Source organism: Amycolatopsis sp. A133 (genome assembly GCF_031082405.1).
GTDB lineage: Bacteria > Actinomycetota > Actinomycetes > Mycobacteriales > Pseudonocardiaceae > Amycolatopsis.
In genome coordinates this window covers 363,088-374,714 of the sequence record NZ_JAVHJU010000076.1, presented here as the reverse complement: position 1 = coordinate 374,714, position 11,627 = coordinate 363,088, and the positions used below count along the sequence as shown (strand labels likewise).

The 11,627-nt window shown below is 72.0% G+C and carries 11 protein-coding genes; 4 read left to right on the top strand and 7 right to left on the bottom strand.

Annotation, left to right across the window (positions count from 1 at the left end; translation table 11 throughout):
• The first annotated feature begins 2 nt into the window (after window positions 1–2).
• From Q5425_RS45355 to Q5425_RS45345, 3 genes are all read left to right on the top strand, one after another.
• Window positions 3–575 (top strand): VOC family protein, encoded by a 573-nt coding sequence (locus Q5425_RS45355; protein ID WP_308678666.1) that lies wholly within the window; start codon window positions 3–5, stop codon window positions 573–575.
• 28 nt (window positions 576–603) lie between these two features.
• Window positions 604–1,065, top strand: coding sequence for a hypothetical protein (locus Q5425_RS45350; RefSeq protein ID WP_308678665.1), 462 nt, complete (start codon window positions 604–606; stop codon window positions 1,063–1,065).
• Window positions 1,066–1,173: 108 nt separating this feature from the next.
• Window positions 1,174–3,924 (top strand): AAA family ATPase, encoded by a 2,751-nt coding sequence (locus Q5425_RS45345; RefSeq protein WP_308678664.1) that lies wholly within the window; start codon window positions 1,174–1,176, stop codon window positions 3,922–3,924.
• 27 nt (window positions 3,925–3,951) lie between these two features.
• Here the strand turns inward: Q5425_RS45345 and Q5425_RS45340 are convergent, their stop codons facing one another.
• Complete coding sequence (locus Q5425_RS45340; protein ID WP_308678663.1) at window positions 3,952–4,380, bottom strand: ATP-binding protein; 429 nt, start codon at window positions 4,378–4,380, stop codon at window positions 3,952–3,954.
• Between the two features lie 229 nt (window positions 4,381–4,609).
• Between Q5425_RS45340 and Q5425_RS45335 the strand changes: the two genes are divergently transcribed.
• Window positions 4,610–4,885, top strand: coding sequence for a DUF1883 domain-containing protein (locus Q5425_RS45335; RefSeq protein ID WP_308678662.1), 276 nt, complete (start codon window positions 4,610–4,612; stop codon window positions 4,883–4,885).
• Between the two features lie 15 nt (window positions 4,886–4,900).
• Here the strand turns inward: Q5425_RS45335 and Q5425_RS45330 are convergent, their stop codons facing one another.
• The 6 genes from Q5425_RS45330 to Q5425_RS45305 form a co-directional block, all read right to left on the bottom strand.
• Window positions 4,901–5,683: a SigB/SigF/SigG family RNA polymerase sigma factor gene (locus tag Q5425_RS45330; protein WP_308678661.1), complete on the bottom strand. Its 783-nt coding sequence runs from the start codon at window positions 5,681–5,683 to the stop codon at window positions 4,901–4,903.
• An 89-nt stretch (window positions 5,684–5,772) separates the two neighbouring features.
• On the bottom strand, window positions 5,773–6,114 hold the full coding sequence (locus Q5425_RS45325) for a VOC family protein (RefSeq protein WP_308678660.1): 342 nt from the start codon (window positions 6,112–6,114) through the stop codon (window positions 5,773–5,775).
• Window positions 6,115–6,192: 78 nt separating this feature from the next.
• Window positions 6,193–7,062, bottom strand: coding sequence for a hypothetical protein (locus Q5425_RS45320; RefSeq protein WP_308678659.1), 870 nt, complete (start codon window positions 7,060–7,062; stop codon window positions 6,193–6,195).
• Window positions 7,059–8,282 (bottom strand): DUF6596 domain-containing protein, encoded by a 1,224-nt coding sequence (locus Q5425_RS45315; RefSeq protein WP_308678658.1) that lies wholly within the window; start codon window positions 8,280–8,282, stop codon window positions 7,059–7,061. The genes Q5425_RS45320 and Q5425_RS45315 overlap by 4 nt, the downstream gene beginning before the upstream one ends.
• The gene (locus Q5425_RS45310; RefSeq protein WP_308678657.1) at window positions 8,279–8,653 is read right to left on the bottom strand and encodes a YciI family protein; all 375 of its coding nucleotides are present in this window, start codon (window positions 8,651–8,653) and stop codon (window positions 8,279–8,281) included. Before Q5425_RS45310 ends, Q5425_RS45315 begins: the two co-directional genes overlap by 4 nt.
• A gap of 82 nt (window positions 8,654–8,735) precedes the next feature.
• Entirely contained in the window at window positions 8,736–11,417 is a 2,682-nt protein-coding gene (locus tag Q5425_RS45305) for a tetratricopeptide repeat protein (protein ID WP_308678741.1), read from the bottom strand.
• Window positions 11,418–11,627 lie beyond the last annotated feature (210 nt).

Below are 11,627 nucleotides of genomic sequence, written 5' to 3'. Positions count from 1 at the left end.
TCATGGACATGAAACTCGAAGTCGTCGTTCTGCCCGTCGCCGACGTCGACCGGAGCAAGCACTTCTACAAGACACTGGGCTGGCGCGAAGACGCCGACATCGTCTTCGGGACTTCGCGGGTGGTCCAGCTGACCCCGCCGGGGTCGCCGGCGTCGGTCCACTTCGGCACCGGCATCACCGACGCCGCCCCCGGCTCGGTGCGCGGCAGCTACCTGGTCGTGGCCGACATCGAGGCGGCCAGGGCCGAGCTGGCCGGGCACGGCGTCGCCGTCAGCGAGGTGTTCCACCGCGACGAGACCGGCGCGTTCGCCCCGGGCGTGCACCCCGACCACGGCACCTACTCGTCGTTCGCGTCCTTCAGCGACCCCGACGGCAACACCTGGCTGCTCCAGGAGATCACCACCCGGTTCCCCGGACGCACCTCCGGGGTGACCTACGGCTCCGCCGAGGAGCTGGAGCAGGCCCTGCGGCGGGCGGCGGCCGCGCACGGCGAGCACGAGAAGGAAACCGGGCAGTACGACGAGGAGTGGCCGTCCTGGTACGCCCGGTACATGGCCGAGCACCAGGACGCCTGAACCGCCCGAAGCAGCACGAGGAGACAAAATGTCCACGATCCACCTGCGCCAGGTGACCACCGCGTCACCGGAGCAGTTCCTCGCCGGGCTGACCGACTTCGGTCCGGAGCGCGCCCGGCTCTTCGGCCGCAGCGCGGGCGAATACCTGCGCGTGCACGAGCAGGGGCCCGGCCACGCCGACGTCACCGAAGGGTCGGGTGGCGTCTGGGAGCGGCTGCATTACGACTGGTCCGATCCGGCCCGGGTCGTGCTGCGGACCACCGACTCCAACACGTGGGGCGGCGCCTCCGGGCACACCTACACCTTCACCCGGCTGGCGGACGGGTCGACGCAGATCGACGCCGTGGTGGTGCGGGAGGGGAAGAACCTCAAGGGCCGGCTGCTCGGGGGCCTGCTCGGGCTCCTGGGCAAGCGCGTCCTCGGCGGTGAGCTGGCGAAGACCGCCCGGGCCGTCGAGGCGCGGAACGCGGAGGCCCGCGGCGACGCGTGATCGCCCGGCCCGACGTCCGACGGCCGGTGCCCGGCGCGCGCTGCGCTATCGTTCGCCTCGCCCGGCACGGTCGTCCCGCCGCCGCCGGTCGGCCGTGGGAGGTTTCGCATGCCGGGGCGTGGACCGGCGCTGATCGGACGGCACAGCGAATGCGCCGCGCTCGACCGCCTCCTGGCCGACGCCCGGTCGGAGCGGGGCCGGGTGCTCGTCCTGCGCGGCGAAGCCGGGATCGGCAAGACCGCGCTCCTGGAGTACGTGCACGAGCAGGCGCGGGGATTCCGCGTCGCGCGCGCCGCCGGCGTCGAATCGGAACAGGTGATGGCCTACGCCGGGCTGCACCAGCTGTGCGCGCCGTTCCTGGACCGGCTCGACCGCCTCCCCGAACCCCAGCGCGACGCGCTCGGCACGGCGTTCGGGCTCAGCTCCGGTGCCCGGCCGACCCGGTTCCTGGTCGGGCTGGCGGTGCTGACCCTGCTCGCCGACGTGGCCGAGGACCAGCCGCTGCTCTGCCTGGTCGACGACGCGCAGTGGCTCGACCGGATGTCCGCGGTGGTCCTGGCCTTCGTCGCCCGCCGGCTGCTCGCCGAGCGGATCGCCGTCGTCTTCGCGGTGCGGGAGCCCGGCCCCGAGCCCGACCTGGCCGGGTTGCCGGAGCTCGCGGTCGCCGGCTTGGGGGAGGCCGAGTCGGACGCACTGCTGGCCTCGGTGCTCAAGGGGCCGGTGGACGGCCGCGTCCGTGACCGGATCATCGCCGAAACCCACGGCAACCCGCTGGCGCTGCTGGAACTGCCCCGCGCGTGGACGGCCGCCGAGCTGGTCGACGGCTTCGGGCCGCCCGGGGCGGTGCCGCTCGCCGGGCGCATCGAACACTGCTTCGTCAAGCAGCTGGAGCCGCTGCCCGCCGACACCCGGCGGCTCCTGCTCATCGCCGCCGCCGAGCCGCTCGGCGACGCCACCCTGCTCTGGGGCGCGGCCGGCAGGCTGGGGCTCGGCGCCGACCCGGCCGCCGCGGCCGAGGCGACCGGGCTGATCGAGTTCGGCCGCCGGATCCGGTTCCGCCACCCGCTGGTGCGATCGGCGGTCTACCGGTCGGCGCCGGCCCGGGACCGCCAAGACGTGCACCGGGCCCTGGCCGAGGTGACCGACCCCGATCGCGATCCCGACCGCCGGGCCTGGCACCGCGCGCAGGCGACCGTCACCCCGGACGAGGACGTCGCGGCCGACCTCGAACGCTCGGCCGGCCGGGCCCGGGCCCGCGGCGGCCTGGTCGCGGCGGCCGCGTTCTTCGAGCAGGCGGCGCTCCTGACCCCCGAACCCGCCCGGCGCGCGCACCGCGAACTCGCGGCGGCCGCGGTGAAACGCGACGCCGGCGCGCTCGAAGGGGCACTCGGGCTCCTCGACGCGGCGGCGGCCGGACCACCGGACGCCCGGCGCGCCGCCGAGGTCGAGCGGCTGCGCGGGCAGATCGCGTTCGACCGGCGGCGCGGTGGTGAAGCGGCCCGGCTCCTGCTGCGCGCGGCCGGGCAGCTCGGCCCGCTCGACGCGAACCGGGCGCGGGAGACGTACCTGGAAGCGCTGGCGGCGGCCCTGTGGGCCGGGGCGGACTCCGCCGGTCTCGTCGCGGTGGCCGAGGCCACCCGGGCCGCGCCGCCGGCCCCCGGGCCGCCCCGCGCCGTCGACCTCGTGCTGGACGCCCTGGTCACCCGGTTCACCGACGGCTACCCGGCCGCGGCGCCCCTGCTGTCCGCGGCGGTGGTGGCGGTCCGCAGCCTGGACGTCGGCGCCGAGGACACCGGGCGGGTGCTCTGGCTCCTGGGCAACCGGGCCGGCGGCCTGATCGCCACCGAAGCGGCGGACTTCGCCGCGGCACGCTCGTTCGCCGTGCGGCAGGTCCAGCTCGCCCGCGACGCCGGCGCCCTCGTGCAGCTGCAGTTCGCGCTCAACTTCCTCGCCGTCAACGAGCTGCTCGCGGGGGAGCTCACCGCGGCGGCGGCGTCGGCCGAGGAAGACCGCGTGATCGCCGACGTCACCGGCAACGCGCCGGTCGGCTACGCGACGATGCTTCTCGAGGCGTTCCGCGGCCGGGAGGCGCGGGCGGCGGAGCTGTTCGAGGACACCGCGCGCCAGGCGTCGGCACGCGGCCAGCTGCGGCTGGTGACCTTCGCCGACTACGGGCGGGCGGTGCTGTACAACGGCCTCGGCCGCCACGACGCCGCGCTGGACGCCGCCCGCCGGGTGTTCGACCACGACGTGGTGGGGTTCCAGGGCCTCGCCACCGCCGAACTGGCCGAAGCGGCCTCCCGAACCGGCGACGAGGCCCGGCTACGGGCGGCGGCGGCCCGGTCGGCCGAGCGCGCCGCGGCGTCCGGGACGGCGGAAGCGCGGGGAATCGACGCCCGCGTGCGCGCGCTGGGCACCGCCGACGCCGACGCCCTCTACCTCGAATCGATCGCGTGCCTCGAACCGACCACGCTCCGCGTGGACCTGGCCCGCAGCCACCTGCTGTACGGCGAGTGGCTGCGCCGCGAGGGCCGCCGCGTGGACGCTCGCGCGCACCTGCACACGGCCCACGAGCAGCTGTCCGCCATGGGGCTCGAGGCCTTCGCCGACCGGGCGCGGCGAGAGCTGCAGGCCACGGGGGAGACCGCGCGGAAACGCACGGCGGAGCCGACCGGTGAGCTCACCGCCCAGGAGTTCCAGATAGCCCGGCTGGCGGCCGAAGGCTACTCGAACCCCGAGATCGGCACCCGGCTGTTCCTCAGCCCGCGCACGGTCGAATGGCACCTGCGCAAGATCTTCACCAAGCTCGGGATCAGCTCACGCCGTCAGCTGCGCGACGCCGCCCTCGCCGGCGCGTGAGGGTAGCCGGGCTGCACCGGCCGGAACTCAGCGCGGGTGACCGGGTTCGGGCGCGCGGGTCAGGTGGATCTCGGCCCAGACGGTCTTCCCGGTGGGACGTTGCCACTGGCCCCACGCCACGCTCGTGGCGGCGACCAGCTTGAGCCCGTGCCCGCCGTCGGAGGAGGGCGGGCGTGGGCAGGCGGGGTCGATGCAGGTGTCGTCGACCTCCACGGAGAGCCAGTCGCGTTTGCGCAGCAAGCGGACCTGACGGGGCGGCTTCCCGTGCCGGAGGGCGTTCGAGGCCAGCTCGTCGACCACCATGAGCGCGTCGACCCGCTGGCCCTCGGGCAGGTCCTGCAGCAGCCGGTCGGCCCAGGAACGCACCCTGGCCAGCTCGGCGAGGTCGTCGGCGAGCTCGAGCGCGATCACGCGCAACGAGTCGTCCAGCTCCGTCGTCTGCTGTTCGATCGGCATCGGGGTCCGACCCCTTCCTGCTCCGCGGCTCCCGGTCGAGGAGCCGATGTCGGAGGTGGTTACCCAGTCCCCGGGGCGCTGAACCGACGTCCCCCGGAGGCGTCCGTTATCACTTCCTGCAAACTTCTTGTAACACTGCGAGATTCGACCGCGACCCAGCATAAAAGGGCTTCGGGGGTCTTTTCCCGAATGCGTTCAGGTGCGGGATCGACCATCGCAGTGAGGATTCATGGTGCTCTGGGAACCGGTCGTTTTGGACCTGGGTTGGCTCCACCGGGCCGTCATCGTACGCGTGCGCCTCGACGCCGTGGTGAACGTCCGCTTGCTGAGCGCGGAAAACGTCGATTCCTATCGGCGGAGAAGCGCTTACCGGATGATCGGAGGCGTCGCGACGGCGCAGCGGCTGGACATCCGGGTCCCCTTCGACGGGCATTGGTACGTCGCCGTCGACAACGAAGGATTGGCGGCCGGAAAATTCCAGGTGGACGTCACCGTCGTTTCGTAATTCGTTTTCCGGCGGTCATTCGGCGTCGATGTGCTGCCGCAGCTGTCCCAGCGCTTTGGCCAGCAGGCGCGAGACGTGCATTTGCGACACACCGACCTGCTGGGCGATCCGGCTCTGGGGCAGCTCGTCGACGAACCGCAGCTTGACGATGGTCCGTTCACGCGGTCCCAGGGTGGCCATCGCCGCTCTGAGCGCGATGTGGTTCTCGAACCGTTCGAAGCCGGTGTCGTCCTCGGCGAGCTGGTCGGAAACGGTGAGGCCGGCCTCGGCGCCGCGCACGGGGGTGTCGATCGAGCCGGCGCGGTAGGCCTCGGCGGCCAGCAGGCCTTCCCGGACGGTCTCGACGTCGATCCCCAGGTGGGCGGCGAGTTCGCTGGGGGTGGGCGCCCGGCCCAGCTCGCGGCTCAGGGTGTCGCTCGCCTGGTTGAGCTTCTGCTTCAGCTCCTTGAGGGTGCGCGGGACCCGCATCGACCAGCCGGCGTCCCGGAAGTGCCGCCGGACCTCGCCCATGATGGTCGGGACGGCGAAGGACAGGAAATTGCTCCCCCGGCCGGGCTCGTACCGGTCGACGGCGTGGATCAGCCCGGTCCGCGCCACCTGGAGCAGGTCGTCGAAGGGCTCGCCACGGCCGCTGAAGCGCCGCGCGATGTTCTCGGCGAGCGGGAGGTACTCGGTGATCAGCCGATCGCGCAGGGTGGCCCGCCGGGGGTCCTCGGGCTCGAGCCGGCTGCGTTCGGCGAAGAGGGGAGCGCAGTGGGCGTACTGGTCCGACCGCCGCGGCACCGGCACGGTCAGCATGTCTTCTGACGGTGTTCTGGGAAGGGCTTCGGCAGTCACAGAGACCGGATACCCACAATCGGGTGAAATACACAGGCGTCCTGCCGCCGTCAGCCCTGCGGGGCGGGTTCGTAGAGGCTGAACGGTGTTGCCTGGTCGTCGTGGCAGTGGGCGATCCGGCCGACGCCCGGCACCTCCTGGACGCCCTCGCTGCGGCCGCCGAGCTCGTGCAGCCGCTCGACCGAGGCGTCGATGTCGCCGGTGGCGAAGTAGACCCTGGGGTGGGTGAAGCCGTCCTCGGCGGCCGTGATGGCGCCGGCCGGGCCGTTGCCGATCACGTGGTAGTCGGCGCCGAACTCGCTGGTGCCCCAGCCGAACAGGCCGCCGTAGAACGTGCGGGCCTTGGCGGTGTCGGCGGCGGGGATCTCGACCCAGTTGACCTGTCCGGGCATGATCGGTCCTTCCGGTGGTGCGTCGGTTGACTCACCAGAGGACGAACGGCACCGGCTCGTCTCGACCGCGCGCGGAGGTCAGTTCCCGACGGCCTCGCGGCCGGCGTCGTAGCTGCGCAGCGCCGCGCCGACCGCGGCCGCGACGGTGAGTTCGAAGATCTCGTCTTCGCTGTACCCGGCCGTCTTGAGGGCGCCGACGTCGGTGTCGGTGATCTTGGCGGACCTGTCGCGGACCGTCCTGGCGTAGGACTGCAACGGTTCGGGCAGCTCCTCGCCGGCCGCGGCCGCTGCGCGGAGACGGCGGTCCGCACGGGCGTCCGCCTCCAGGACCGAATGGCGCAGTTTCCGCGTGACGTCGCCGTGGCCGGACGGGTGGCCGTCGGCGAGCAGGAACCCGGGGAAGCGGTAGCCGAACCGGTGCAGCGCGCGGGTTCCGGTCTCGAGCTGGCCGTCTCGCAGGACGAAGCCGAACGCGTTGGCGAGGCGGTTGACGATGTTCCAGACGAGGTTCACGCGCAGCGCCTCCAGGACCGCCTGCTGGGGCAGGCCGGCCACGGCGGTGGCGTCGATCCGCCCGGGAGCTGCGCTGACCGTCTCGAGGAAGGCCCGGACGGCCTTCAGTTCGGGGCGTGCCGAGGCGGGGTCGCCGGGGTCGATCTCGCCGGTGCCGGCGAGCCGGGTGAGCTCGGCGTGCGTGACGGCGCAGAACGGGCACTCGTGCACCTGCGCGGTGGTCATGGCGAGGTATTCGCGCTCGCCGGCGGTCCAGTACGACGGCCCGCGCATCGCGTCCGCGGTGAGTTCGAGCAGCGGCCGGCTGAGGAAGCCGGGCCGGTACAGCAGCATCTTGACGATGTCGGGACCGGCCACCCCGGACCTCTTCGAGGTCAGGGCGAGGAACAGCCGGGCGCGGCGGCGGTGGCCGTGGTCGAGGACGGACAGTCTCATCGGGACTCCGCGGTGTCGAGGGCCTGCAACCGGCCGGTGAGATAACGCCGGTCGGCGGGTTTGGTGGCGAGGTCGTGGGCGCGCCGGTACGCCGCCGCGGCTTCGGTGGTGCGGCCGAGGCGGCGCAGGAGGTCGGCGCGGGCGGCGTGGAACAGGTGGTAGCGGTCGAGGCCGTCGATCCGGTCGACGAGCGCGAGCCCGTCGGCCGGGGTGGTGGCCATGGCGACGGCCACGGCGTGGTTCAGCGCGACCACCGGGGAAGGGGTCAGCTCCAGCAGCCGGTCGTACAGCCCGGCGATGCCCGCCCAGTCCGTCGGGGACTGGGTGTGCAGCACGGCGATGGTGGCCTGCAGCTGGTACGGCCCGGGCGCGCCGAGGCGCAACGCCCGGTCCAGCAGCCCGACCGCTTCGGCGATCCCGGCGCGGTCCCACCGCGTGCGGTCCTGGTCTTCGAGCAGGACGACGTCACCGCCGTCGGTGTAGCGAGCGGAGGACCGCGAGTCCTGCAGGAGCAGCAGGGCGGCCAGGCCGAGAGCTTCGGGCTCGTCGGGCATGAGGGTGGCGACGAGCTTGGCGAGCCGGATCGCCTCCTGCTGCAGCAGCCGGTACTCGGGCCGGTCACCGTCGGCGGTGTAGCCCTGGGTGAAGATCAGGTAGACCACCGTGAGGACGCCGGAGAGCCGCTCGGGCAGGAGGTGGTCGGCGGGGACGGCGAAGCCGATGCCGGCGTCGCGGATCTTGCGCTTGGCCCGGACCAGCCGCTGGGCCAGGGTCGTCTCGCCGACGAGGAAGGTCCGGGCGATCTGCGCGGCGGTCAGCCCGGCGACGGCTTGCAGCGTCAGCGCGACGCGGGCGTCTTCGGCCAGCGCGGGGTGGCAGCAGGTGAAGATGAGGCTGAGCCGCTCGTCACCGAGGCCGGGCAGGCGGTCCTCGCCGACGTCCATCGTGGTCACCTCCGGCGGCGGTCCGAGCTCGGCGAGCTTTTCCCGGCCCCGGCGGGCCCGCCGAAGCCGGTCGACGGCGCTGTTGCGGGCGGCGGTCAGCAGCCAGGCGACGGGATCGTCCGGGACGGCGCCGTCCCACTTGCGCAGGGCGAGCGCACAGGCGTCTTGCAGCGCATCCTCGGCGAGCTGGAAGTCGCCCAGGACGCGGACCAGCGCGGCGAGCATCCGGGTCCGGTGTTCCCGGTAGGCCGTCTGCAGGACGGGTGCCGCGGTCATGCGCCGGTCGCGGTCCGGTGGTTCAGGCCCGGCACCCCGGCGAGCGGCCGGACCTCGACGGTGCCGTCCGCGGCCATCGGGCACAGCGCGGCCAGTTCCAGGGCTTCGTCGAGATCACGGCAGTCGAGGACGTAGGCGCCACCGAGGTGCTCGTGGGTCTCGAGGAAGGGCCCATCGGTGATCAGCGTCTTGCCGCCCCGGACGGCGACGGTGGTGGCGGTGTGCTCGCCCTGCAGCGGATGCGCGGCGACGAACACTCCACGCCGCCGGCACTCGTCGGCAAAGGCGTTCACCCTGGCCAGCGCGTCGGGGAAGCGCGGATCGCCGGGTTCCGGGCGGTCGCAGTTGTAGATCAGCAGCATGTAGTGCACAGGTCCTCCAGCTGGGGCGGCGGTGCTCCGTCGGAGAGGATGACGAACAGCTCGACCGTAACTCGACAGGCGCGCGCCGGCGTTATCCGTTCGAGCAGCCGAGCTCGGCCAGCAACATCAGGATCCGGGATGCCTGCGCAGCTTCGATCCCGGCCCCTTCGGGCGGGAGTGTCCGCAGCGCGGTGCGCAACCGGGAGCACGCGGTCGCATGATCCCCGGTAGCCCTCGCGACGAGTGCGAGTCCCTCCAGGCACTTGGCCTGGAACTGCGGGGTGTCGGTCCTCCGGGAGAGTTCGTACGCCTCCCGGAAGCGCCCCTCGGCGTGCGGGAGGTCCGCGGTTTCCAACGCCAGCTGACCGATACTGATCAGGGACTTGATCTCGCCGAGCACGTCGCCGATCTCCCGGTACAGGGCGATCGCCTCGGCGAAATGGCCGCCTGCTCCACCATGATCGTCTCTGGCCAGTTCGCATTGGCCGAGACCGTGCAACGCATTGGCCTGCCCGTGCCGGTGGTGCTCCTGGGTGAACAGCCGGTAGGCCGTTCGGAAGCTGTCCGCGGCACGTTGGGCCGAGCCGCGCAGCAGAGCCGAAAATCCCAGAAGCAGCAGGGCATCCGCCTGCATCCGCCGATCGCCGAGCTCGCTGCCCAGCCGGGACAGCCGCGCCAACCGCTTCCGGACGGTCGGATCATCCATTCGGTCGGACAGATCCATCCGCGCCAAGCCGAGGAGCGTCTCCGCCTCGGCACGTCGGTCGCCGAGCTGCCGGTAGATCGCCAATGCTTCGCGAAGATGGCTTTCGGCGGCGTCGGTGTCGCGCAGAAAGCTCATGGCAGAGGACAGGCGTGAGTGCGCCTGGGCTTGAGCGCGTTGGTCGCCCAGCTCTCGCTGGATGGCCAATGCCCGGTGGCTCAGCACTCGCGCCGTGTCGTATTGGGCGCGTAGCAACGCGCAGTCGGCCAGGCCCAGCAACGCCTCGGCCTCGCCGGGACGGTCACCCAGCTTCCACGATTGACCCAGCCCGACGCAGTACGCCGTCTCACCGTCGGAGTACCAGCCGAGCTTGGACAGGCGCGCACCGATGTCCAGAGCCATGTTCTTGATCGTGTCGGGCGGCACCGGCAGCCGGAGCGCGGCGAGCAGGCAGGCTCGCTCCGCTTGAATCCACGCGGGCACCAGTTCGCTGCTCGAGTAGCTCCACTCCCGGTAGTGGTCCAGCAGCCGGGCCACGGTGTCCCGGAACTCGGCCTCGAGTCCGGTCGCCTTGTGGTGGGCGTAGTCCCGGAGCACGTCGTGCATCACATAGGCGTAGAAGGCGGGCGCGGGCGGGATTTCGACGCCACCGGAATGCCGGTCGAAGCGGTCTCGATACCGGGCGACGAAGTTCGCGTCCACCAGCTCGTCGAGCAGTCGCACCGCATCGGTGGCCGAGCAGTTCATCATGGCCGCTGCCGTACCGGCGGTCAGGTGCGGCCCGGGATTCGTGCCCAGCACCCGCAGTGCGCGTCGCTCGTCTTCGGACAGGCTGCGGTAGGTGAGGTCGAAGCTGGCGAACAAGGTGGCCAGGCGCTGGTCCGACGGCAGTGCGCGAAGCTCGGTCACGAGCTCGGCCAACGTGCGCTTGCGCCGCACGCTGGCGGCGTGCACGCCGATCTGCAGCGGCATCCACGCGCACAGCCGCACGGCCTCCGACTCCAGGTCCGTGCTGCCCTCCCCGGCGGCGATGGCCCGGAACAGCTTGACGGCGTCGGCCTCATCGAGCGGAGCCAACGGCAGCGTTGACGCCCCGGCCAGGTCGAGTTCGGTCCGGCTGGTGAGCAAGGTGAGACAGCCGGGCTGTCCGCTCAGCAGTGGCCGGACCTGCTCGACGTCGCCGACGTTGTCCCAAACGAACAACATCCGGCGGCCGGCGATTGCCCGCTTCCAAGCCGTCTCCCGTTGCTCGAGGCTCATTTCGGCGATGTGGCGCCCGTCCACTCCGCAGTGCGGCAGCAGGTCGGCCAGCACCTCGTCAGCCGATCTCGCCCGGCGTCCCGAACAGCTTCGGAAGTCGATGAACACCTGGCCGTCCGGGTACTGATCGGCGATCCGGCGCGCGTGCTCGAGGACCAGCGCCGTCTTTCCGACGCCACCGATGCCGTGGACCAGGTGCACGGGGCCGGTCCCGGCCAGCAGCGCCAGTTCCGCACCCCGCCCGACAAAACCGGCCGGGTGGACGACCGGGGTGTGCCAGTATTCGATCCGTTCCGGCCGTACCGCCGCGAGGCCCGAGATCTGTGCGACCCCCCGCAGATCCGCGTGCAGGCCCTGGACCTGGCGGTCGATCTCGTCCTGGGTGGAGGCGTGGAGGTACTCGTTCCAGAGGGGACTCAGTGTCTGCCGGCCGAACGTCGACTCTTTCCTGATCGCTGCCAGGATCTGCGTGCACAAGGGTTCGATCAAGGGGTGATCGTCGTCGACGTGCTCCGGTCGCCCATCGGCACCGATGGGGTACTCGGTAGCGGCAACCCAAAGCCGGACAGCGTCGGCCAGCCGCGACAACGGAACACCGCCGGCCTCGGGAATCGTCCGCGGCGGATATTCCAGCAGCAGCGCGACGGTGTGAGCCCGTTGCTCGGCCATCGAATACACCTGGTCGACGGCGCGCGGCACCGCTTCTCGAATTGCCTGGTCGAGAGCTCGGTGGACGGGATCGCCCCACCGTCGCACCCCGGAACCGCCCGCTTCCTGGATCAGCCAGCCCACCAGGCCGGAGATGAACATCTCCACCACGGGCATGGTGCTGTCCTACCTTTCTCGTTGGGTCTGAACTGGTCATTCGTAGGATCGGTGGGCCCTGGGGCTCAGGTATGGCTTGCATGGTCACGCCGGTGGTGAAGGCTGAAAGGACTTGGCCGCCTGGGCTCCCGTGACGGCACGACCGCTGATGGGGATATGCGATGTGATCGCTGTGTAGGACAGTGTCGGCGTGGT